This is a genomic window from Clostridium sp. (assembly GCF_030532265.1).
Taxonomy (GTDB): domain Bacteria; phylum Bacillota; class Clostridia; order Clostridiales; family Clostridiaceae; genus Clostridium.
Map to the genome: position 1 here is coordinate 42,080 of NZ_JAUNLM010000004.1, position 24,627 is coordinate 66,706.

Sequence of the window (24,627 nt, forward strand, 5' to 3'; positions counted from 1 at the left end):
TACTGGATATTTTTACAATATAATTTCTTTAAACAATGGAATAAGCTTAAAAATTACGCAAATAAATTAGGTATAAAAATAATAGGAGATATACCTATATATGTAGCTGAGGATAGTGTAGATGTTTGGTCTAATCCCAAGATATTTTTATTAGATAATAATAAAAGGCCTATAAAAGTTTCTGGTTGTCCGCCAGATGCTTTTTCAAAAACTGGACAGCTTTGGGGAAATCCAATATATAATTGGTCTTATTTAGAAAAAACAGATTATTATTGGTGGGTTGAGAGAGTAAGACAAAGTTTAAGTATTTATGATGTTTTAAGAATAGATCATTTTAGAGGATTTGAATCATATTGGGAGATTCCTTATGGAGATAAAACTGCAATAAATGGTAAGTGGGTAAAAGGTCCTGGAATTAAATTATTTAATGCTATAAAAGAAAAACTTGGAGAAGTTAATATTATAGCAGAAGACTTAGGATATTTAACTAAAGAAGTAATAGATTTTAGAAATAAAACAGGCTTTCCAGGTATGAAGGTATTACAATTTGCTTTTGACTCTCAAGGGGATAGCTACTATTTACCACATAATTATATAAATAATTCAATAGCTTATACAGGTACTCATGATAATGACACAGTAAGAGGGTGGTTTGAGGTTACAGGAAATAAAGAAGATATAAAGTATGCTATAAATTATTTAAGACTTACTGAAGAAGAGGGTTATAATTGGGGGATGATAAGAGGAGCTTGGAGTAGTGTATCACATATATCAATAGCTCTTATGCAAGATTTTTTAAATTTGGGAAATGAAGCAAGAATGAATTTTCCATCAAAATCAGAAGAAAATTGGATGTGGAGAGTTAAGAAAGAAGATTTAACTAATGAATTAGCTAAAAAAATATATGAAATTACTAAAATTTATAGGAGATTGAAAAAGTGATAAAAATATAATAAATAAAAATAATACCTAATAAAAATTTTTAAATTTATTAGGTATTATTTTTATGTTTTCTAATTTATTAAGAAAAAAGTATTAGTTTATGTAAAAATATATATTTCCTTGACAACATTGGTATAATTATTTACATTAAATTATGCTATAATTAAGAATTGTATATAGTTAGATATTAAATGAATTATCGTATATAGAAGGAGATTTATAAATGTCGTTTTCATCAAAAGTTAAAGGAGAAATCTGTAGATATATTGATATAACAAAAAGAGAAGCTTTGGCAGAAATATCTGCAATTATGAAAGTTAGTGGAACTATTGCTTTTACCGGTAAGGGATTAGCATTTAGGATTACTACTGAAAATCCTTCAAGTGCAAGGCTTATATTTACTTTATTAAAAGAACATTTTGATATTCACTCTAAACTTATGGTAAAGAAGAGTAATTCCCTTAAGAAAAATAATATATATATGGTTGTTATTGATGCAGAAATGGGAGTTAAGGAACTTCTTGAAGAAACTGGAATATTAAAAGAAATTGATGGTATTATGAGTTTAGATTATACTATAGATCCTTCTTTTGTAGATACTATTGAAACTAAAAAGGCTTATATAAGAGGTGCGTTTTTAGGTGGGGGAAGTATTAGTAACCCTGAAAAAACATATCATTTAGAATTTGTAACTCATAGTGAAGAATATGCAAATGATTTATGTGCTCTTGTAAATAGCTGTGGACTTAATTCTAAAGTTATTCAAAGAAAAAATAGTTTTATTATTTACATAAAAGAAGGGGAACAAATAGTTGATTTACTTAATATATTAGGTGCACATACATGTCTTTTAGAATTAGAAAATATAAGAATCAAAAAAGAAATGAGAAATAATGTTAATAGACTTGTAAACTGTGAAACAGCAAATCTTTCAAAAACTGTTAATGCAGCAGTTAGACAAGTTGAAAGTATTAAGCTTATAAGAGATAGTATAGGACTTAAAAGACTTCCTCAAAATCTTAGAGAGATAGCTGAACTTAGACTTCAATATCCTGAGGAATCTTTAAAGGAACTTGGACAATTACTTGATCCTCCAGTAGGAAAATCAGGTGTAAATCATAGACTTAGAAAAATTGAAAAGATAGCAGAAGAGGTAAGGTCAGGTACATACTAATGGCCTTTCTCTTATATATGAAAGGAGTGTGGGTAAGTGGGAGATAAAAAATTTTGTCATTTACATCTTCACACAGAGTACAGCCTTTTAGATGGATCTGGAAAAGTTAAGAAGCTTGTAAAGAAAGCTAAGGAGCTTGGTATGGAAAGTATGGCTATTACTGACCATGGAGTAATGTATGGGTGTGTTGATTTTTATAAAGCAGCTAAGGAAGAAGGGATAAAACCTATACTTGGTTGTGAAGTTTATGTAGCTAGTAAGTCAATGCATATTAAAAATATAGATAAAGATAATAGTACAAATCACTTAGTTCTTTTAGTTAAAAATGAAATTGGTTATGAAAACTTAATGAAGATAGTTTCAGAGGCTTCAATAGAAGGATTTTATTATAAACCTAGAGTAGATCATGATTATTTGAGAAAACATAGCGAAGGGATTATAGCATTAAGTGCATGTCTTGGAGGAGAAGTACAAAAGGCATTACTTAATGATAACTATGAAAAAGCAAAAGCTGTAGCTTTAGAATATAAGGATATATTTAAAGAAGGTTTTTATTTGGAGCTTCAAAATCATGGTATGGAAGAACAAAGAAAAGTAAATGAATTAAATATAAAGCTTTCAAAAGAAACGGGGATACCATTAGTTGCAACAAATGATGTTCATTATATTGAAAGAAAAGATTCAAAATCACATGATATTTTAATGTGTATACAAACAGGAAAAACTGTTGATGACGTAAATAGACGTAGATACCCTTCTGATCAGTTTTACTTAAAGTCACCAGATGAAATGTATGATATGTTTTCTTATATACCAGAGGCTTTAGAAAATACTATAAAGATATCAGAACAATGTAATTTTGATTATGAGTTTCATGTATCAAAATTACCTAAATTCCCATTACCAGAAAATGAAGATAATCCTTATACATATTTAAGGGATACATGTTATAAAGGACTTATAGAAAGATATTCAGTATTTGATTGTATTAAAGAGGATAAATATGATTATGATAAAGTCTTTAATATGAGGGAAGAAAGTGAAGAGGCAAGAGAACTTATTGATAGACTTGATTATGAACTTGGAGTAATCAAGCAAATGGGATATGTTGATTACTTTTTAATTGTTTGGGACTTTATAAAGTATTCAATAGATAATGGAATACCAACTGGGCCAGGGAGAGGTTCAGCAGCTGGTTCAATTGTTGCATATACTCTTGGAATAACAAAAATAGATCCAATAAAGTATAGTTTATTATTTGAAAGATTCTTAAATCCAGAGAGAGTAAGTATGCCAGATATAGACTCTGATTTTTGTTATGAAAGAAGACAAGAAGTAATAGATTACGTTGTTGATAAATATGGGGAAAAAAATGTATCTCAAATTATAACTTTTGGAACAATGGCTGCAAGAGCATGTATTAGAGATGTAGGAAGGGCAATGGATTATTCTTATGCAGAAGTTGATAGAATAGCTAAAATGATTCCAACTATGCTTGGAATAACAATAGAGAAAGCATTAGATTTAAATCCAGAACTTAAATCAGCCTATGATACAGATGAGCGTGTTAAAAATTTAATTGATGTTAGTAAAGATTTAGAAGGTCTTCCAAGGCACTCATCAACTCACGCAGCAGGAGTAGTTATAGCATCAAAGCCATTAGTTGAGTATGTACCACTTCAAAAGAATGATGAAATGATAGTAACTCAATTTGGAATGACCACATTAGAAGAACTTGGTCTTCTAAAGATGGATTTTTTAGGCCTTAGAACGTTAACTGTTATGAATGATGCTGTTAATATGATTAAGTATAATAGAAATGTTGATATAGATTTAGATAAAATAGACTTTGAAGATAAAGAAGTTTATAAGATGATTGGTGAAGGTAAAACTGCAGGGGTATTCCAGTTAGAATCAGCTGGGATGGTAGCTTTCATGAAGGAACTTAAGCCAGATTCATTAGAAGATATTATAGCTGGTATTTCATTATATAGACCAGGTCCTATGGCTGAAATACCTAGATATGTTGAAAGAAAGAGAAATCCTGAAAAGGTTGAGTATTTAACACCAGAGTTAGAAGATATATTAAATGTTACATATGGAGTAATGGTATATCAAGAACAGGTTATGGAAATAGTTAGAAAGCTTGCAGGATACTCAATGGGAAGAAGTGACCTTGTTAGAAGAGCTATGTCAAAGAAAAAACATAAGGTCATGGAAGAAGAAAGAAAAAACTTTATATACGGAATAGAAGATAAAGATGGAAATATTGAAGTACCAGGATGCTTAAGAAATGGAATACCAGAAGATGTAGCAAATAAAATATACGATATGATGATGGATTTTGCTTCATATGCTTTTAATAAAAGTCATGCTGCAGCTTATGCAGTTGTTGGTTATCAAACAGCTTATTTAATGAAGTATTATCCAGTTGAAATGATTGCAGCTATGCTTAATTCAGTAATGGGAACAAGTGAAAAAGTTGCATCATATATAAAGTTTGCAGAAAGTTTAGGCATACAAGTGGTTCCACCTGATATAAATAAAAGTTATTCAAAATTTACTGTTGATGGAGATAAAATAATATTTGGTCTTGCAGCAATAAGAAATGTTGGAGTAAATGTCGTTGAAAATATAGTAAAGTCTAGAAATGATAAAGGTGAATTTTTATCAATAATGGATTTTATAAATAAATTAGATCTTGGAACAATTAATAAAAGAGCGGTAGAAAGTCTTATAAAAGCTGGAGCTTTAGATTCATTTAAAGTATATAGATCAAAGCTTTTAGCTGTTTATGAAAAAATAATGGATGGTGTTTCAGGAGAAAGAAAGAGAAATATTGATGGTCAAATTAGTTTATTTGGAATTGATGAAGAAAATGTAAGTATGCCAGAAATTAAATATCCTGATATAAAGGAATTTAATAAAAAGCATATCCTTTCAATGGAAAAAGAAATGACAGGTATATATTTATCAGGACATCCTTTAGATGAGTATGGAAAGAGTTTAAAGGTGCAAACTACAACAACTATAAGTAATATATTTAAAGTTTATGAGGCTATGGAAGAAAATATTGCTAAAGGTATAAGCTTAGATGATATGTCAAGTGAAATGCCTATAAAAGATAATCAAACAGTAATATTAGGTGGAATTTTAACAGAAGTAAATCAAAAGGTTACTAGAAACAATACAATAATGGCATTTTTAAAGCTTGAAGATTTAAGTGGAGAAATAGAAGTTATCGTTTTTCCTAGAACATTAGATAGAGTTAGAGAAAGTATAAACGAAGATGCACTTGTTACAATAAAAGGGCGTATAAGTCTTAAGGAAGATGAACCACCAAAGCTTATATGTGAAAAAATTGAAGGTCTAGAAAAAGTAGATTCAAATAAAATATATATAAGAGTAAATGATGCTAAAGAAGCAAAAATCTTAGCAAATGAAATAAAAAATAATTTTAATCAATATAAAGGTGAAACAGCAGTTTATATATTTAATAATGAATTAAGAAAAAGTTATAGACTTTCAAGAGAATGTTGGCTTGATTTAAATAGTGATGCAATAACAATATTAAAGGAAAAATTAGGTGATGATAACGTAAAGGTAGTGGAATCTTAAAATCTTTAAAAATGTAATTTAAAAATAAAAAAAGATGGTTTAAGAAGTTAATTTTTAAATCATCTTTTTATTTTTTAAAACTATAAGTAAATAATATAAATCTACATAATTTTTTAATAATTAGATTAGTTTATAATATTGTTATATATAATAAATGAGTTTAATAGAATTATACAAATGCTTATATTATTTAATAGGAGGGAATTGTATGGGAAATTCGGAAATTAAGAAATTATCGAAAGAAAATCTTAAGGGGAACTGGCTTAAGTTTGTATTGGTAACTTTAGTAGTTTTTATTTTAACAGGAATTCCTGAACTTATATTTAATGAATCAAATATATCAATAGCAAATAATGTGTTAACTTTTATAATATCGGTATTAACAGGAGTATTTTCAATAAATTTATACTTAAATTTAGTTAGGAATGGTAAATTTGATATAAATAATATAACAAAAGATTTTAAAGTATATTTAAGATATGCAGGGTTTTCGTTAATATTAGGAATAGTTGTAGTTGTAATAACAATAATTTTAATTTCTATATTTATAGGAAGTATATTTAGTATTACTTTTTTTGCATATGAAATTAGTTATGTTATATTTTCACTTATTTTAGTTGCAGTATTATTAAGTTTAATGATGTTTATAATAAATATATTCTTTTTACCAGTAGAATATTTAATAGTTGATGGATTTACATTATCAGAAAGTTTGTCAAAGTCATTTAGTTTAATGAAAGGGAACAAATGGAGATTCTTTAAATTTCAATTATCATTTTTAGGTTGGATGATACTTGGAATATTAACTTTAGGAATAGGGTTACTTTGGGTAATGCCTTATTATAGTACATCATTAGCTAATTTTTATTTAATAATAAGGAATGAAAAAGATTCTTGTGAAAAATTTGATTTAAATGCATAAATAAAGTATAAATATTCAAAATTTTATATATTAAGGTAGGAAAGGTATGATAAAAATATAGATTTTCATACCTTTCTTTTGCTTTTTATTAAAAATCTAAAAATACAGAAAATTCATTTTTTCTCTTGATATTTTATCGAAATAAGTAGATAATTGTTATGTAATAGCAAATAAAAGCTTTATAAAATATATAAAAAATAATTAATTTATAAAATAATTAATTAATAAAAAGGCAATAAAAATGCAATAATTGTATTAAAGTAATAACAATAGTCAATAATATTGAATGAGAGATAAATGAAAATTTTTACAAAAATTAAATCCAAAAAAATAATAAGATTACATATAATTTTGAATTTCATAGGGTATAATAATGATGTGGAATGATTACAACAATTCAATATAAAGAATATTGTAGAATATTTTAATATAATATCAATATATTAAAAAAATTAAACAATTTACATTGATAACATTGATAATTTTCAGCAATTTATGTACAATTATAATCGGTCATATAAACGTGGGAAGATTTATTACCGGTGGGACAAGATGTGTCCTGTTTGGTGAATAAGGAGGAGTAATCATGAAAAAGATAGCTATTTTAACTAGTGGTGGAGATGCACCAGGAATGAATGCTGCAGTTAGAGCGGTAACTAGAACAGCAATAGCAGCTGGATTAGAGGTAATGGGAGTTCAAAGAGGATATAGTGGTTTAATTAACGGAGAATTATTCACTATGGACAGAAGTTCAGTTTCTGATATTATTCAAAGAGGTGGAACAATTTTAAGAACAGCTAGATGTCCAGAATTTAAACAAGAAGAAGTAAGAAAAAAAGCAGTTAAAATCTTAAAAGCATATGGAGTAGATGCATTAGTAGTAATAGGTGGAGACGGATCATTTACAGGAGCAAAGCTTCTTTCTAAATTAGGAATTAAAACAATTGGTCTTCCAGGAACAATTGATAATGATTTAGCTTACACAGATTATACTATTGGATTTGATACAGCATTAAACACAGTATTAGATGCAATTAATAAGATTAGAGATACTTCAACATCTCACGAAAGAGTTTCAATAGTTGAGGTTATGGGAAGAAATTGTGGAGACTTAGCTTTATACGCTGGTTTAGCAGGTGGAGCTGAAGCAATAATAGTTCCAGAAAAAGGATTCGATAAAAATGAATTATGCAAAACTATTCTAGAAGGAAGACAAAGTGGAAAGATGCACAATCTTGTACTTTTAGCAGAAGGAGTAGGTGGAGCTTTCGAATTAGCTAAAGAAGTTGAAGAAGTTACAGGAATGGAAACAAGAGCAACTGTTTTAGGACATATCCAAAGAGGTGGAAGCCCAAGTGCTTTCGATACAATATTAGCTTCAAAAATGGGATCAAAGGCAGTTGAAGTTTTACAAGAAGGAAAAACTTCAAGAGTTATTGGAATAGTTGATAATAAAATAGTAGATATGGATATCGACGAAGCTTTAGCAATGGAAAGAAAATTTGATGAAAAGACTTATGAAATTGCAGAAATAATTTCAAAATAGTTTTAAATAATAAATTAATAATGCTATAAATAAATTTTTATATATAGATTTTGGGTAATTACAAAAAAAGAGGGAGTGTTATTTCGAATGAAAAAGACTAAGATGATTTGTACAATAGGTCCAGCTAGTGAAAATGAAGAAATATTATCACAAATAATCCAAGCTGGAATGAATGCTTCAAGACATAACTTTTCACATGGAGATCATGAAGAGCATGCAGGAAGAATAAAAAAAGTTAAGGAATTAGCTAAAAAATTCAACAAAGAAATAGCTATCGTTTTAGATACAAAAGGACCAGAAATAAGAACTGGAAACTTTGAACCAAGCAAGCTTGAACTACAAAAAGGTTCAGAATTCACTATATATGTTGGTGAAGAAGTTCTTGGAGATGCAACTAAATGTTCAGTAAGCTACGATGGATTAGCTAATGACGTTAAACCAGGAAACACAATCTTAATAGATGATGGTTTAGTTGGATTAGAAGTTAAAAAGGTAGAAGGAAATAAAGTAATCTGTGAAGTTATGAACACTGGATTAGTTGGAAGTCACAAAGGAGTTAACGTTCCTGGTGTATCAATAAAATTACCAGCTTTAACTGAAAAAGACGAAGCAGATTTAAAATTCGGTTGTGAAATCGGAGTAAACATGATAGCTGCATCATTCGTAAGAAAAGTTGAAGACGTAAGAGCAATCAGAAAAGTTTTAGATGAAAATGGTGGAGAAAACATCCTTATCTGTCCTAAGATAGAAAACCAAGAAGGTGTTGACAATATAGATTCAATAATAGCTGAATCAGATGCTATTATGGTAGCTAGAGGAGACCTTGGAGTTGAAATTCCAATAGAAAACGTACCAGCAGTACAAAAAATGATCATTCAAAAATGTAACAAAGCTGGAATCCCAGTTGTTACTGCAACACAAATGTTAGATTCAATGATCAGAAACCCAAGACCAACAAGAGCTGAAGTTTCAGACGTAGCTAATGCTATATTAGATGGAACAGATGCAATAATGTTATCAGGAGAAAGTGCTAACGGAAGCTATCCTGTAGAAGCTGTTAGAACAATGGCTAAGATTGCTGAAGAAACTGAAAAGCAATTAGAGTACAAAGTTGCAACTTCAACAGCAACTCATCATGTTCCTGCAATATCAGGAGTAATAAGCAGAGCTACTTGTAATGCTGCTAATGAATTACAAGCTGCTGCAATAGTTTCATCAACTCAAAGTGGAGCAACTGCAAAGAGATTATCACAATGCAGACCAGAATGCCCAATATTAGCAATTACTCCAAGCGAAATTGTTGCTAAACAATTAGCTTTCTCATGGGGAGTATATGCAATGGTTTCAGAAAGAATGGAATCAACTGATGAAATGATGGAAAAATCAACACAAATAGCTAAAGAAAACGGATTTGTTAAAGCTGGAGATACAGTAGTTATAGCTGCTGGAGTACCAGTTGCAGAAGTTGGAGCAACTAACTTAATGAAAGTAACTGTTGTAAAATAGTTTAATTTATATAAGTTAATTAAAAATAACCTTTAGATTTATTTCTAAAGGTTATTTTTTATGAAAATATTTAAATTTATAAAAAAATATAATAAAGTATTGTATATTATTTATAAGATATGTTAAAATTATAAGATGTATCTAAAGTAAAGATTATTATTGGCAACTGATTCTATTGCACCCTTAGTGGTGCTAATTTTTTTAAAAAAATGAACAAAAAGTAAAACTTTAAGTTTTACTTTTATAACTATTGTAAATGTTTACTAAAAATATTATTATAAAATTAGAGATAGCGCTATCTTGAATTTTTTATACTTTAATCAAAATTTAATACATGGTACAGAGATTTAGAGAATAGACCACAATTAGTATATTAAAAATATACTTTTGTGGTATTTTTTTATTTTCTGACATCGTAGGGGGGACAAGAGATATGTCAAACTTTTCAAAAGTTAACAAAGCAGATATGACAGTAGATTTATCTAATCAAACAAGAGATATATTAGGATTTTTAAAACCTGCTAAACCAATAGCTAGGTTGCCAAAGGATAAAATAGATTCTGCATATAAAAGGTATAGAATTCAAGTATTTATTAGTATATATATAGGATATCTAACTTATTATTTTGTAAGAAGTAATTTTTCATTAGCAAAAGCTTACTTAGTAGATCAAGGGTTTACTAAGCTTCAATTAGGATTTGTAGCATCAGCACTTGGAATAGCATATGGAATTAGTAAATTTGTTATGGGAAATGTTTCTGATAGATCAAATCCAAGGTATTTTTTAGGAATAGGACTTATTTTATCAGGTATAGTAAATTTCTTCTTTCCAATTACATCAAGTATAACATTAATGTTTATATTAATGCTTGCTAATGGTTGGGTTCAAGGAATGGGTTGGCCACCTTGTGGAAGAACAATTACTCACTGGTTTTCAGATAGAGAACGTGGAGTAAAAATGTCAATTTGGAATACTGCTCATAATGTTGGAGGCGGACTTATAGCAACAATAGCAGTAATTGGTGTTTCAATGTTTGGCAGCTGGAAAGGAATATTCTATTTACCAGCAATAATTGCAATTATAATTGGAATTCTTTATATGATATTTGCAAAAGATACTCCTCAATCAGTTGGATTACCACCTATAGAGGAATATAAAAATGATTATCCAGAAGTTCAAGTTGATGATAGAGAAAGAGAATTATCAGCAAAAGAAATATTATTTAAGTATGTATTTACAAATAAATATTTATGGGCAGTAGCTTTGGCAAATATTTTTGTATATTTAGTTAGATATGGAGTTATAAACTGGGTTCCAACATATTTAGAAGAAGTTAGAAACTTTAGTATGAAAGAATCATCAGTTGCATTTGCACTTTTTGAATATGCAGCAATACCAGGTACTATAATAATTGGATGGCTTAGTGATAAAGTATTCCATGGAAGAAGAGCACCTCTTGGAGTATTCTGTATGATTGGTGTATTTATCGGGGTATTTATATATTGGAAGAGTTCAAATCCAATAATTATAAATTGTGCTTTAGCTTCAATTGGAGCTTTAATATATGGACCAGTTATGTTAATTGGAGTAAGTGCATTAGATTTAGTTCCTAAAAAAGCAGCAGGAACAGCAGCTGGTTTTACAGGCCTTTTCGGATACATGGGAGGACAAGTGTTAGCAGAAGTTGCTATGGGTGCTGTTGTTGATAAGTTTAATTGGGATGGTGGATTTATACTACTTATGGCATCATGTATATTAGCAATAGTATTCTTAGCATTTACTTGGAATGTTCATGATAGATCAAAAGCTTAATAGTAAAGGTTATCAATTAAAAATTCTATATAAATAAAAGAATATTATCACATTCCTTGCAAATAATATAACTTAAGGGAGTGTGATAATTTATGAATACAACATTAGGATGTTCAGTTCATAGTTGTATAAATAATGAATGTGGGCTTTGTGGAGCAGAATATATTCTTATTGAAGGAGAAAATGCTTACACATCAAGTCAAACATATTGTAGTAATTATAGAGAAAAATCAATAATAAATGGATTTAAAGCTTTGGGGAATACTGATTTTATTGGAGAAATAATGCAAATGGTTAATGATGGTAGTGATATAAAACTTAGTCCAACAGTTTCTTGCAATGCAAAATCTTGTTTTTATAATGGAAATGGTAAGTGTGAAGCTAGAAACTTAATAATAACTAAAAACACTGAAAGAAATGATGTGTTAACTCAATGTGAAACTTTTATAGAGTCATATTAAATATTTTTCATACTATAAATAAAATATTTAATTTATCAATTAGTTAAAACAATAATTAATAAAAATCATAATATATAATAAAACAACATATCTCTATAAATAATTTGCATGAGGTGGATAAATGAAAGATAGTATTTCTTTAGGTTTTTCTTATAATGAAAAAAAAGTTAAAAGCTTATTAGGACTAGGATTAGTTATTGTTGTTACTTTTAGTGGTATATTAATTACATCTATTGCAAACAAAATTAAATAATTATAAAGAGCTGTCAAATGAAAGTTTGACGGCTCTTTATATTATAGAAATTAATTTTAAGCTTAGAAATTTTATTTAGAATATGAATTAATTTGATAAGAGGGTTATATCAATATTTATACAACTTTTATATAACTTTATGATATAATAAGTCGGTATTACATGTTAGGAAAAAGGTGAAACGATATGGTTATAAAAAACAAAGAGTACACTTTAGATATATTGTCACAAGGATATGAAGGTGAGGGAATTGCTAAGGTAGAAGGATTTCCTATATTTATTGAAGGAGCTTTAAAGGGAGAAAAGGTTAAGGCTTTAATTGTTAAGGTTAAAAAAAATTATGCATATGGCAAATTATTAGAAGTTATAGAAAAATCTCAAGGCAGAGTAGAAGCAAGATGTGAAAACTTTAAAAAATGTGGTGGGTGTAAAATTCAACATATGAATTATAAAACACAACTTGATTTTAAGTATGAGAGAGTTAAAGATTGTATAAAAAAAATCGGTGGTCTTAATGAAGATATAGTAAATTATCCTATTGGTATGAATGAAAATCCATATAATTATAGAAATAAAGTTCAATTGCCTGTAGGAATGGTTAATGGGAAATTATCAATTGGATTTTATGCACCAAGAAGTCATGACATAATTAATATAGATAGATGCTTTATTCAGGAAGATGATTCAGATAAGATAGTGAAAATCTTTAGAGATTGGATGGAAGAAAACAATATAAAACCAGCTTTTGTTGATGGTAAATTTAATAAAGAAGGTTTTTTAAGACATATAATGATAAGAAAAGGCTTCAAAACAGGAGAGGTTATGGTTGTCTTAGTTACAACTAGAAAAGAATTAAAAAATATAAATGAGCTAATACAAAAGTTAGAGTTTAAAATTAAAGGTTTAAAAAGCGTTATACTAAATGTAAATAAAAAAGATACAAATGTAATACTTACACCTGAATGTTATACGTTATGGGGAGAAGATTATATTACTGATTACATTGGAAACTTTAAATTTAATATATCACCTCTTTCATTTTTTCAAGTTAATCCTGAACAAACAGAAGTACTGTATGGAAAAGCACTTGAATATGCAAACTTAACAGGAAATGAAACGGTATTTGACGCTTACTGTGGTACAGGTACAATAACACTATTTTTATCACAAAAAGCAAAGAAAGTTTATGGAGTTGAAATAGTTGAGCCTGCAATAGTAAATGCTAGAGAGAATGCTAAAAAAAATAATGTTGATAATGCAGAATTTTTTGTTGGTAAGTCAGAAGAAGTTATACCAAAGCTTATAGAAGATGGAGTTAAAGCTGATGTTATAGTAGTTGATCCGCCTAGAAAGGGTTGTGATAATAAATTACTTAATGCTATAGGTGAAGTAAAGCCAGAGAGAGTCGTATATGTATCATGTGACCCAAGTACTTTAGCTAGGGATTTAAAGGAACTTGATATATTAGGATATAAAACTATAGTGGTACAACCAGTTGATATGTTTCCACATACAGCACATATAGAAAATGTTGCATTATTAGAAAGAAAATAATTTTGATAGAAATACTTATAAATTAAATATATTTTAATGGAAGAATATTAATATATATTCTTCCATTTTTATTAATAATTACAATTATGTTTATTTAGAGGTTAATTATAATTTAAAGAAAGAGAATTAGATAATAGAATGAGATTAGATAAATTTTTAGCACAGTCATCAATTGGAAAGCGTAAAGAAGTTAGAATTTATATAAAAGAAGGAAAGGTAAGAGTTAATGAAAAAGTAGTAACAGTACCTGCAATTAATATAGATGAAAAGATAGATAAAATAGAATATCTTAATAATGTAGTAGAATATTCAGAAAAGGTATATTATATGTTTAATAAACCTTCTGGGTGTATTACTGCAAAGATAGATAAAGAGCATAAAACTGTATTTGAATTTTTAAGTGAAGAAGATAAAAAAGGAATATTTCATGTTGGAAGGTTAGATAAAGATACTGAGGGTTTATTATTGTTCACTAATGACGGAGATTTTGAACATAAGTTAATGCATCCAGAAAAGCATGTATGTAAAACTTATTTCTTTTGGGCATTAGGTTCTTTAAGTAATGAAAATATAAAAAGCTTAGAAAATGGAGTTAATATAATAAAAGGTAGAGTTTTAACTAGACCTGCTAAGGTGAAAATTAATGATTATGGCTTATTTAAGGATTTTGAAGATGAACTTAAAAAATTAAATATAAATTTAAAAAATTACAATCAATCCGTTGTTTCAGGATATATTACTATTTCAGAAGGACGAAAGCATCAAGTGAAACGTATGCTTAAAGCAGTTGGATGTAATATTTTATATTTAAAGAGAATTGCTATAGGAGAAGTAGTGTTGGACACAAAATTAAATTTAGGTGAATATAGACATTTAACAGAAAAAGAACTTCAAAGTTTGTTTAGTATTTAATATAATTATTATAATAAAATTAAGAAAGTAGAAGTTTTAAAATTTATTATATATTGAATTGGTATTGTTTTGATTTGATATATCTTTTAATTACATAATGTTTATAAATTTATTTAACACAAGTATCATTTAATTATAATATAAAATGGAGATGATTTATTTTGAATTTTGATGATGGATTAGAGAAATTAGGAATAAATAAAGGGGAAATAATAAGTAGATTTGCGAATAATACTAATTTAGTTGAAAAGTTTATAAAAGCTTTTCTTAAGGATAATACATATTATGAATTAAAAGAAGCTGTTGATAATTTAGATTATAAAGAAATAGAAATAAAAGCACATACATTAAAGGGAATATCTTTAAATCTTAGCTTTCATACATTATTTTTATTATGCACAGAACTTGTAAATGATATTAGAGCTCACAAATACAATAAAATAAAAGAACTTTTTTTAGATATAAAAAATGAGTATGAAAGAATTTGTAAAATTATATCAAGTATAAATTAATCTTGGAATTAATAATTAAATAAAAATTTATTAAATTAGTGAGGTGTATCTGTTATATTATAAGAATGTAAAAATTAAAAATGGGGGATAATTTTATGAAAAAGAAGGGACATATTCATAATAATTTAAAAAGATATAAAGAAATAAATGAATATCTTAAAGAGAAATATGATTCTTCAAGTGAATTTTATAAACAGTTATTAGATGAGTATATATATTCTAATAATGAGTTTGATATAGATGAAATTAAAAAACATGAATTATATTTAGAATCGCAAGTTGAATTGGATTCATTAAATGAATTATACAATAAAATGAAAATAGAAGATTTTATAAATAATCAATTAGTTATTAAAGAAAATAATGAAACAAAATACGCTTTTATTTTATTAGATATTGATAACTTTAATAAGATAAATAAAAAATATGGAAGAATGTTTGGAAATGAAACTTTAAATAAGGTAGAGTTAAAATTAAAGTCATTAGTTAGAGATAATGATTTTATTTCAAGGGTTAGTGGAGATGAATTTATTATTTTTATTAAGGATATTAAAAATAATAATGATGTTTTAATAAGAGCTTATGAAATATGTAAAAGTATTAATTTAATATTTTTTTATGATTTTCCAGAACTCCATGTTTCTTGCTCATGTGGAATTTCCATAGCAAAGGAACATGGAAACAGCTTTAATGAGCTTTATAATATATCATATATAGCTCTTACAGAAGCTAAGAAGTTAGGAAAGAATTGTTGTAAAATTTATGGTGAAGAGAGTATAGATATAAATAACAAAAGTTTTAATGAAAACATAAATAATAAAATTTTGATTGTTGATGATATAGATATAAATAGAGAAATTTTAAAGAGTATTTTTTCAGATGAATATGAGGTTTTAGAAGCGGAAAATGGACAGGTGGCTTTAGATATTATAAAAGAGAAAGGTAACGAGATTTTAGCTGTAATTTTAGATATAATAATGCCTATTAAAAATGGATTTGAAGTTATGGCTGAAATGAAAAATAATAATTTAATTAATGAGATACCTGTTATTGTTGTTACTATGATTGATGAAACGGAAAATGAGGTTAAAGCTCTTGAAATGGGTGCCGTTGATTTAATTGTTAGACCATATAATTCAAAAGTTATTAAAGAACGTATAAGAAATGTTATAAGTAGAAAAGAGCTTAGTAAAATAAAATATCAAAACAAGATATTAAAGGAGCAAAATGAAACTGCTGAAAGGTATCGTATAATAGTTGAACAAACAGGGGCTATAGTTTATGAATGGAACCCAATAGATAGAACATTTTATAGTTCAGCAGGAATTAAAGAATTTCTTATAAGTACAACTAAGCCATATTTAGTTTTTTCAGGTAAAGATACTTGTTGTAAGTATTTTCATCCAGAAGATTATGGGATTATATTAAATGCATATTTTAGAGATATCTTAGAGGGTAATGGTAAAACAATTGTTACTGTACGATTAAAAAAACTTGATGGATCATTTGTATGGTGTGAGATAACAATTAATTGTGTAAAAGATGATGACAACAATATACAACGTATAATAGGTACAATAGCTGATGTTGATGAAAAAATTAAATCAGAACAAAAGCTTTTATATATGGCTAAATATGATGAGTTAACTGGAATATATGATAAGGATGAATTTTACAGATCAACTTTAGATATGATTAAAAAAAATAATCAACTATCATATGCAGTAATTGTTATGAATATTTCAAAATTCAAGGTTTTAAATGATATATTTGGCTTAAAAGCTGGAGATAAATTATTATGTTTTATAGCAAATTATCTAAAGAAAAACTTAGTTGGAGATGTAAGGTTTGGAAGACTACAAGCTGATAGTTTTGCAATGTGCGTTCCAGCGGATGAGAAATTTATAATTAATTTAATAAAAGATATAGAAAAGAATATATCTATATATCCATTGGATTTTAATATAATAGTTAATTTTGGAATTTATTTAGTAGAGAAATATGATGAATGTGTAAATTTAATGTGTGATAAAGCAAATATTGCATTATCTACTATTAAAGGAAATTATGTAAAAAGATATGAATTTTATGATAGTAAAATGCGTAGAGATTTAATTAAACAACAAGAGTTAATTAATGATGTTAAGTTAGCAATGCAAAATGGAGAATTCAATATACATATACAACCTCAAATAGAATATAAATCAGGTGAGATTGTTTCAGGTGAGGCATTAGTACGTTGGAATCATAAAACTAAAGGAATGATTCCACCAAATGTTTTTATAAATTTATTTGAGGAAAATGGATTTATTACAAAATTGGATATGCATATATGGGAATGTACTTGTAAATTAATAAGAAAATGGATTGATAATGGTCAAAAAGTAGTACCTATATCAGTAAATGTATCAAGAATAGATATATTTAATTTAAATTTAAATGATCATTTCAATAAACTTATTAAAAAATATAATTTACCTAAAGGAGTTTTGGAATTAGAGATTACAGAAACAGCTTATATGGAAAACTCTGTACAACTTATTGAGATTGTAAATAAGTTAAGGTCAGATGGATTTAAGGTTCTTATAGATGATTTTGGTAGTGGATATTCTTCCTTAAGTATGCTTAAAGATATTGAAGTAGATATATTAAAATTAGATCGTAGTTTTATTCAAGATGCAAATGTTAATAAAAGAAGTGAAAAAATTTTAACTGCTATAGTATATATGGCAAATGCATTAAAAGTACCTATTATTGCTGAGGGAATTGAAACAAAGGAACAAGCGGAATTTTTAGGGGAATTAGGTTGTGACATAATACAAGGATACTATTATTCTAAGCCACTACCTATAGATAAATTTGAAAATTTACTAAATAACAAAAACTAATAGGAGATTAATTTATATGAGAAAAAGAAAGGAAGGATATGAAAAACGAATAAAAAACATAACAATTATAAGTAATATTATAATTATACTTTTATTAGTTATATTTTTCATATTCTTTATAAGATCTATAGATAGCCTGAAAAAACAAATAAACTATATTTTTTATCATACATTTAATGTATCATCTAGTGTAAATAAAATAAGTAGTAATTTAAATAATATTGGGGTAGGTGTATCTAAGTTATCAAATTTAACTAACGAAGATGATTATAAAGATATAAAGTCAAGCATAGATAAAGATAAAAATAATATTAAAAATGAACTTAAGTACATAAAAGATAATTATTTAGGTCCTTATAAAGACTATGAAGAATTTTACAACAGTATAATGCAAGTGGAAAGTAAGTTTGATGAAGTTTTTAAAGGTGCTAAATATAACAATGGTGATTGGATTAAAAAAGAACTTGGTAAAAAGGTATGTCCGTTAGTTACTAAGTATAATAAAAAGGGATATGAAATTATTGAAAATGCTCAAAAAAAATGCTCAGAATTAAATGAATACTATGAACATATAGATAATGTTTTGGTTATTGGATTAGTTATAATTGCTTTATTTATTCTAATAGTTTCTACAGTATTTAAGAAAGCTATAAAGTCAATGAATAAAAAAGTTTATGATGGTTATGAAATATTAAGTGTTCTTTCAAAAACATTAGATGCTGTATTTATTGTTTTTAATTTAAAGGATAAAAAGAAGGAATTTATTAGTTCAAATAGTTTAAGAGTTCTTGGAATAAATAATATTGAAATAGAAAAAGATAAATTTTCATTTATTAACTTAATTCATCCAGATGAAAGAGAAGAAATAAAAGAATTGCTTGAAAATGCTAATCAAGAAGAACCTTTAGAAAAAGAGTTTAGATTTTATAAAAATAATGAATTAGAGCCTATATGGTTAAGACTTAATATATTCCCTGTAAAAGATAATTATGATTCTAAAAGTAATGTATCTAAATATATAGTAACTATTAGTGATCAAACAGAAGAGAAGAAAAAGAAGCAAGCACTTAGTGATGCTTTAAGATTAGCTCAAGATGCTAATCGTGCAAAAGGTGATTTTCTTGCTAATATGAGCCATGAATTAAGAACTCCTATGAATGGAATTATAGGTATGACAACATTAGCTAAGACAAACATAAACAATACAAAAAAGGTAGAGCAATATTTAGATAATATATCTATTTCTTCTAATCATTTAATGATGTTAATTAATGATATTCTTGATATGGCAAAAATAGATAACGGAAAAATGTACATAACACATGAATTATTTGATTTTAACGAAATGATAAATGATGTAAATTCTATGATATATCAACAAGCTATAAAAAAAGAATTATCTTATAATGTAAAAATGACAAATATAGTTTATAAAAAGATTATTGGCGATTTTATGAGAACAAAACAGATACTTATAAATATTTTATCAAATTCAGTTAAATACACTCCTTCTGGTGGAAATGTACTTATGGAGATTAGTCAAATTCAAAGTGGAGATAAACTAAAAGTTAACTTTACAATAAGTGATAATGGAATTGGTATGAGTGAAGAGTTTTTAAAAAATTTATTTAAACCATTTGAAAGAGGTAGTAATATAAGTAATAAAAATATAGAAGGTACAGGTCTTGGACTAGCTATTACAAAAAATCTTATAGCATTACTAGATGGAACAATTAGAGTTCATAGTAATTTAAATAAAGGATCAAAATTTGTAATTGAATTGCCTTTTGATATTGATAAAAATTATAAAGTATCAGTAAATGACTTGCAAAATAATAAATTAAATACATTTAGTAATAGTAATATAAAATATTTATTAAAAGGAAAGAGATTTCTTTTAGCAGAAGATAATGATTTAAATGCGGAAATTGCGATATCATTTTTAGAGCAAGCATCTGCTAAGGTAGAACTTGCGAAAAATGGGAAAGAAGTTTTAAAAAAGTTTTTAAAATCACAAAAAAATTATTATGACTGTATATTAATGGATATACAAATGCCATTGATGAATGGATATGATGCAACTAGAGCTATAAGAAATTCGGTACACGATGATGCAGAATCTATACCTATAATTGCAATGACAGCAGATGCTTTTGAAGAGAATATTACAATGTCATTAGAAGCAGGAATGGATGGACATATATCTAAACCAATAGAGATAAACGTACTATACAATACTTTAAAGGAAATACTTATAAATAAAAAAGAAGGAAAATCTAATAATTAATAGAGAAATTTAATTTGATATAAAGTTATACTATTTTATTATTTAAAAATATAAGATTTAAATAATAAAATAAATTACAAAATTTAATTTATAAACTATATGAAAAATAGACTTTTTAAGATTTTATTTTAACTTAAAAAGTCTATTTTAAAATATAACAGAGAAAATTATTTACTTATATATTGTCCAAAAACCCAACCAGTATGTCCATTATAATTTACTTTATACCATCCATTTGAACTACCTAATACAGTAACGACTCTATTATTAGGTATAGTTAATATACAACTACTATGAGTAGTATTAGATGTTCTTAAATTTAATCCTGAGTGAGCAGTTATTCTAGCTTTCTTCATGCTTTTGTTTTCGTTATTAGAAGATGATGATTCTATGAAATTAGAATTTACTCTTACATAGTCTTTAGAAACATAAGCGTGTCCACCTCTATATTCTATTTCATAGAAGTTACCTTTTGAACCTGTGATAGTAACTTTATTATTTCTTCTTAAAGAACCGATTATTCTTGAGTTAGTTGAAGCACCACTTCTAACATTTAAATAACTATTAACATTAACAGTACCAGTTTTCTTATCTGTAGAATTATTTGATTTTTTAATTTCTTTACTAGGTGATATATTTTTCGTAGTTTCTGTATAAGTTGAATTTATTCTTACATAATCTTTAGAAACATAAGCATGTCCACCTCTATATTCTATTTCATAGAAGTTACCTTTTGAACCTGTAATAGTAACTTTATTATTTCTTCTTAAAGAACCGATTATTCTTGAGTTAGTTGAAGCACCACTTCTAACATTTAAATAACTATTAACATTAACAGTACCAGTTGATATTTTCTTAGCTTCAGATTGTATAGCTGTTTGTTTTTTAACTTCAGATTTAATATTTATTTTTTTAGTTGTATCTGTTTTTACTGATTTATAGTTTTTTACATAATCTGAATAAACATAAGCTGAATCACCATTATAATTTATTCTATAAAAATGATTATCTAATCCTGTAATATCAACTTTAGTATTATTTTTTAATGCTCCAATTGCTTTTGATTTAACTGAAGGGTTACTTCTTACAGTTAAATAAGTATTTACTCTTACAGTACCTTCAGCTATTTTAGGATTAGTTTTACAATTAGATTTTTTAGGGCTAGTTTTATAAGCAGCCTTTTTAGCTTCTTCTTTTACATATTCATAGAAATGAGAAGTTGCAGTTATATTTTTTCCATCATATAATCCTCTTTCATGATATATATTATTATTAAATAATGCCTTTTGATTATCAACAACATAAGCTAATGTATGTTCTTCATTAGCCCATCCCATAAAAATATATGCATGCATTTCTCCAGCAAAACATACATCACCAGGTTCTAATTGGTTTAAATTAGTTACTTTTTTCCATCCAACATTTTTTAGTGCTTTTTCTAAATTAGTTGTATATCCAGTCTCTTCAGGAATATTTACTCCAACACGCCTTAATGCTTCTGAAGCAAAGTAAACGCAGTTGTTGCTAGTAATACCATTATGAAGTTTTACAGCTTTTACATCAACAGATTTTTGATGTTCTGGATCCATCATATAATAATATAAATTTTCTTGAACTTTTGAATGAAATTTTGGTTTTACTGCAGATGATATTGTATTTTCACTTGAGGCTTTAACTGGTGAGTTTACTTTATTAGAATCAATTTTTTTTGTTTCTGAAGAAGATGTAGTATTTATATCTTTTTTTACTTTTTCTTCAGATTTTTTATCAACAGTATTTTTACTTTTTGTAGTTTTATTTTCTGTTTTTTTGTCTTTAGTAGTTTCAGTATTTTTTGTTACATTATTATCAGTTTTCACTTCTTTATTGTTAGCTTTAGAATCAGAATCTTTTACATCTTTTTTAACTTCTGATTGATTATTAGAATCTAAAGCTTTTGAAGTAATATTTGTATTACTTTCAATTTTTTGTGTACTCATATTATCGGCAGATGCCGTTAATGAAGATGAATACAATAATGAGCCTGTAGAAATTGCACTTGCAATTAAAAACATAGCTATTTTCTTACTTTTCATTATTAATCCCCCTAGTTTTCTTTTGTATATTTATCAATTAATATTGTACAATAAAATTACTTTGCAAAATGTTAATAAATTATAAATAAAGAAAAAAAAACAATATATAACAAAAAATAGATAGAGATATAAAGTGTTTTATAATATTGTTATATTAAAAGTATTTTAATATAAATTAATAGAATTATATTATTTGCAACTGTTTATGAATTTTTTAAATAAATTAAGCATTTTTAAATCTTTTAATGCGAGAATTTCAGGATGCCATTGAACCCCTATAACAAATTTTTTATTAATCATTTCTATAGATTCAATAACACCATCTGGAGCATATGAAGTGGCTTTAAAACAATTACTAAGTTTATTAATACATTGATGATGTCCACTATTAACAATATATTTATTTCCTAATAAAGAATTAACTAAACTATTATTTATTGTTGTTATAAGATGAGTTTTTTCACCTAAATAGTTTTCTTGATTATGCTTAATATGATTTTTCTTAAAATAAGATATATCTTGATATAATGAACCATAACAAACTACGTTTAATAATTGCATACCTCTACATATTCCAAGTATTGATTTATTTAAATTAATAGCTTTTTTAGCCAATGTAATTTGATACCAATCCATTAATTCGTTTGATTTATTTTGAAGAGGTTTTGGGGATTCACTATAATAAAGTGGATTTATATCTAATCCTCCAGGAAATAAAAAACCATCACAAAGATTTAATTGATAATTTAATACGTCAAGGTTTTTTGTTGCTGGTAAAATAATTGGCACACCTAAAGCATTTACAATAGACTTAGAATAATTATTGTTATTGTAATCATAATTATCTCCAATAAAATAAGTTCTTTTATCAGTAGATATAGAACTAGGTATTCCTATTATAGGTCTTTTCATAATAATCACCTCAACATAAAATAGAAAAGAACTTTTATAATATTATATTCTTTATATAAAAAGTTGATAAATTTAGTTATATATTTAATTTATAAAAATTAAGGGTAATATAAATTTTATATAATTAAGAATTTTATTGTTTAAGTTTAATAAAATATAAATAGTTTGATTCTTAAAAATCTTAAGTAGTATATAAAAACAATTAAAGAGAATAATAAAATAAGGAGTAATTTAAGATATTAATCAACTTAGGTTACTTCTTTTTTAATCTAAAATAAAGGAGGTTTCTATATGTATAAATCATTATCACCACAAAAGAAATGGATTATAAAAGGAATTCCTATTTTATTTATAATAAGTGCTTGCATTCATTCATTATATAAGTTAACAGGTGAGAATAAAATACTTGCAGCATTTTTTCCTATGAATGAAAGTGTTTGGGAACATTTGAAGATGATTTTATTACCTATAATTTTATGGTGGAGTATTTATTATTTAGTTAATGGAAAAATATACGATATAAATAAAAGAAAATGGTTTACTGGTGCTCTTGTATCATTGATTATTTCTTTAATAACTGTACCTTTATTATATTATTTTTATACTGGAGTCTTTGGTATTGAATCAGTAATTATAGATATTATAATATTATTTTTAGCTGTTTTAATTGGACAATTAATGGGATTATATGTTTATAAAAGGTGTAAGGGTATAAATTATAAATTTTGTATTATAGTTTTTATTATATTAATATTACTTTTTGTTTTATTTACATATTTTCCACCTGAATTACCTATCTTTCTTGATAGTACAACTGGAAAATATGGAATTAATTAAATATAACAAACATTAACATATTTACATTGAAAAGTAAGTATGTTATAATATTAACAAATTTAATAAATCTTCAGGGCAGGGTGAAATTCCCTACCGGCGGTAAAGCCCGCGAGCTATTAAATTAGCAGATTCGGTGAAACTCCGAAGCCGACAGTATAGTCTGGATGAAAGAAGATTAATAATAATTAAGTATTATATTTAATGAAATAATTTTGGTAATTATATTTTAAGTATAATTTTTATACAACATTAATTATTAATAGTATATTATTAAAATTTGTTTTTTAAGCTCTGAAATAATTTATATTTCAGAGTTTTTTAATATTAAATAAATTTAATTTAAAAGGTATTAGATACTTTAAAGGGAATAGCACAAGTATCAATGCAAACAGAAAAGCCAGTAATATTTGGAGTA

General features: G+C 26.3%; 17 protein-coding genes and 1 riboswitch. Of the genes, 15 read left to right on the forward strand and 2 right to left on the reverse strand.

The window, feature by feature from the left end:
- The 14 genes from malQ to Q4E08_RS02320 form a co-directional block, all read left to right on the forward strand.
- Positions 1 to 942: 4-alpha-glucanotransferase (malQ, locus tag Q4E08_RS02255; protein ID WP_303127769.1), on the forward strand; the 942-nt coding region annotated here is incomplete at its 5' end.
- Between the two features lie 223 nt (positions 943 to 1,165).
- Positions 1,166 to 2,116 carry a DNA-binding protein WhiA gene (whiA, locus tag Q4E08_RS02260; protein WP_303127772.1) on the forward strand — a complete coding sequence of 317 codons (951 nt, stop codon included), beginning with the start codon at positions 1,166 to 1,168 and terminating at the stop codon, positions 2,114 to 2,116.
- Between the two features lie 36 nt (positions 2,117 to 2,152).
- On the forward strand, positions 2,153 to 5,734 hold the full coding sequence (locus Q4E08_RS02265; RefSeq protein ID WP_303127775.1) for a DNA polymerase III subunit alpha: 3,582 nt from the start codon (positions 2,153 to 2,155) through the stop codon (positions 5,732 to 5,734).
- A 208-nt stretch (positions 5,735 to 5,942) separates the two neighbouring features.
- Positions 5,943 to 6,656 (forward strand): DUF975 family protein, encoded by a 714-nt coding sequence (locus tag Q4E08_RS02270; RefSeq protein ID WP_303127778.1) that lies wholly within the window; start codon positions 5,943 to 5,945, stop codon positions 6,654 to 6,656.
- Between the two features lie 586 nt (positions 6,657 to 7,242).
- Complete coding sequence (gene pfkA, locus Q4E08_RS02275) at positions 7,243 to 8,202, forward strand: 6-phosphofructokinase (protein ID WP_303127781.1); 960 nt, start codon at positions 7,243 to 7,245, stop codon at positions 8,200 to 8,202.
- Positions 8,203 to 8,289: 87 nt separating this feature from the next.
- Positions 8,290 to 9,708 carry a pyruvate kinase gene (gene pyk / locus Q4E08_RS02280; protein ID WP_303127784.1) on the forward strand — a complete coding sequence of 473 codons (1,419 nt, stop codon included), beginning with the start codon at positions 8,290 to 8,292 and terminating at the stop codon, positions 9,706 to 9,708.
- A 466-nt stretch (positions 9,709 to 10,174) separates the two neighbouring features.
- Positions 10,175 to 11,521, forward strand: a complete 1,347-nt coding sequence (glpT, locus tag Q4E08_RS02285; RefSeq protein WP_303127828.1) for a glycerol-3-phosphate transporter — start codon at positions 10,175 to 10,177, stop codon at positions 11,519 to 11,521.
- Positions 11,522 to 11,613: 92 nt separating this feature from the next.
- Positions 11,614 to 11,982, forward strand: coding sequence for a DUF1540 domain-containing protein (locus tag Q4E08_RS02290; RefSeq protein ID WP_303127786.1), 369 nt, complete (start codon positions 11,614 to 11,616; stop codon positions 11,980 to 11,982).
- Between the two features lie 121 nt (positions 11,983 to 12,103).
- On the forward strand, positions 12,104 to 12,235 hold the full coding sequence (locus Q4E08_RS02295) for a hypothetical protein (RefSeq protein ID WP_303127788.1): 132 nt from the start codon (positions 12,104 to 12,106) through the stop codon (positions 12,233 to 12,235).
- Positions 12,236 to 12,421: 186 nt separating this feature from the next.
- Complete coding sequence (gene rlmD / locus Q4E08_RS02300; protein WP_303127790.1) at positions 12,422 to 13,789, forward strand: 23S rRNA (uracil(1939)-C(5))-methyltransferase RlmD; 1,368 nt, start codon at positions 12,422 to 12,424, stop codon at positions 13,787 to 13,789.
- Between the two features lie 138 nt (positions 13,790 to 13,927).
- Entirely contained in the window at positions 13,928 to 14,701 is a 774-nt protein-coding gene (locus Q4E08_RS02305) for a pseudouridine synthase (RefSeq protein WP_303127793.1), read from the forward strand.
- A gap of 161 nt (positions 14,702 to 14,862) precedes the next feature.
- Positions 14,863 to 15,213 (forward strand): Hpt domain-containing protein, encoded by a 351-nt coding sequence (locus Q4E08_RS02310; RefSeq protein WP_303127796.1) that lies wholly within the window; start codon positions 14,863 to 14,865, stop codon positions 15,211 to 15,213.
- A 95-nt stretch (positions 15,214 to 15,308) separates the two neighbouring features.
- The gene (locus Q4E08_RS02315) at positions 15,309 to 18,101 is read left to right on the forward strand and encodes an EAL domain-containing protein (RefSeq protein WP_303127799.1); all 2,793 of its coding nucleotides are present in this window, start codon (positions 15,309 to 15,311) and stop codon (positions 18,099 to 18,101) included.
- Between the two features lie 16 nt (positions 18,102 to 18,117).
- Positions 18,118 to 20,388 (forward strand): PAS domain-containing hybrid sensor histidine kinase/response regulator, encoded by a 2,271-nt coding sequence (locus Q4E08_RS02320; protein WP_303127802.1) that lies wholly within the window; start codon positions 18,118 to 18,120, stop codon positions 20,386 to 20,388.
- Positions 20,389 to 20,555: 167 nt separating this feature from the next.
- On the opposite strand, the gene Q4E08_RS02325 is transcribed toward Q4E08_RS02320, so the two are convergent.
- Positions 20,556 to 22,463, reverse strand: coding sequence for an SH3 domain-containing protein (locus Q4E08_RS02325; protein WP_303127805.1), 1,908 nt, complete (start codon positions 22,461 to 22,463; stop codon positions 20,556 to 20,558).
- Positions 22,464 to 22,652: 189 nt separating this feature from the next.
- Positions 22,653 to 23,375 carry a gamma-glutamyl-gamma-aminobutyrate hydrolase family protein gene (locus Q4E08_RS02330; RefSeq protein ID WP_303127808.1) on the reverse strand — a complete coding sequence of 241 codons (723 nt, stop codon included), beginning with the start codon at positions 23,373 to 23,375 and terminating at the stop codon, positions 22,653 to 22,655.
- A 291-nt stretch (positions 23,376 to 23,666) separates the two neighbouring features.
- On the opposite strand from Q4E08_RS02330, the gene Q4E08_RS02335 reads away from it, so the two are divergent.
- Positions 23,667 to 24,212, forward strand: a complete 546-nt coding sequence (locus Q4E08_RS02335) for a DUF6512 family protein (protein WP_303127813.1) — start codon at positions 23,667 to 23,669, stop codon at positions 24,210 to 24,212.
- A 62-nt stretch (positions 24,213 to 24,274) separates the two neighbouring features.
- A riboswitch (FMN riboswitch) is annotated at positions 24,275 to 24,392 on the forward strand.
- Positions 24,393 to 24,627 lie beyond the last annotated feature (235 nt).

Excerpts from the sequence above, each read along its gene's own strand:
- whiA (WP_303127772.1), top strand. The coding sequence starts at position 1,166 with ATGTCGTTTTCATCAAAAGTTAAAGGAGAAATCTGTAGATATATTGAT.
- Q4E08_RS02270 (WP_303127778.1), top strand. The coding sequence starts at position 5,943 with ATGGGAAATTCGGAAATTAAGAAATTATCGAAAGAAAATCTTAAGGGG.
- pfkA (WP_303127781.1), top strand. The coding sequence starts at position 7,243 with ATGAAAAAGATAGCTATTTTAACTAGTGGTGGAGATGCACCAGGAATG.
- pyk (WP_303127784.1), top strand. The coding sequence starts at position 8,290 with ATGAAAAAGACTAAGATGATTTGTACAATAGGTCCAGCTAGTGAAAAT.
- glpT (WP_303127828.1), top strand. The coding sequence starts at position 10,175 with ATGACAGTAGATTTATCTAATCAAACAAGAGATATATTAGGATTTTTA.
- Q4E08_RS02290 (WP_303127786.1), top strand. The coding sequence starts at position 11,614 with ATGAATACAACATTAGGATGTTCAGTTCATAGTTGTATAAATAATGAA.
- Q4E08_RS02295 (WP_303127788.1), top strand. The coding sequence starts at position 12,104 with ATGAAAGATAGTATTTCTTTAGGTTTTTCTTATAATGAAAAAAAAGTT.
- rlmD (WP_303127790.1), top strand. The coding sequence starts at position 12,422 with ATGGTTATAAAAAACAAAGAGTACACTTTAGATATATTGTCACAAGGA.
- Q4E08_RS02305 (WP_303127793.1), top strand. The coding sequence starts at position 13,928 with ATGAGATTAGATAAATTTTTAGCACAGTCATCAATTGGAAAGCGTAAA.
- Q4E08_RS02315 (WP_303127799.1), top strand. The coding sequence starts at position 15,309 with ATGAAAAAGAAGGGACATATTCATAATAATTTAAAAAGATATAAAGAA.
- Q4E08_RS02320 (WP_303127802.1), top strand. The coding sequence starts at position 18,118 with ATGAGAAAAAGAAAGGAAGGATATGAAAAACGAATAAAAAACATAACA.
- Q4E08_RS02325 (WP_303127805.1), bottom strand. The coding sequence starts at position 22,463 with ATGAAAAGTAAGAAAATAGCTATGTTTTTAATTGCAAGTGCAATTTCT.
- Q4E08_RS02330 (WP_303127808.1), bottom strand. The coding sequence starts at position 23,375 with ATGAAAAGACCTATAATAGGAATACCTAGTTCTATATCTACTGATAAA.
- Q4E08_RS02335 (WP_303127813.1), top strand. The coding sequence starts at position 23,667 with ATGTATAAATCATTATCACCACAAAAGAAATGGATTATAAAAGGAATT.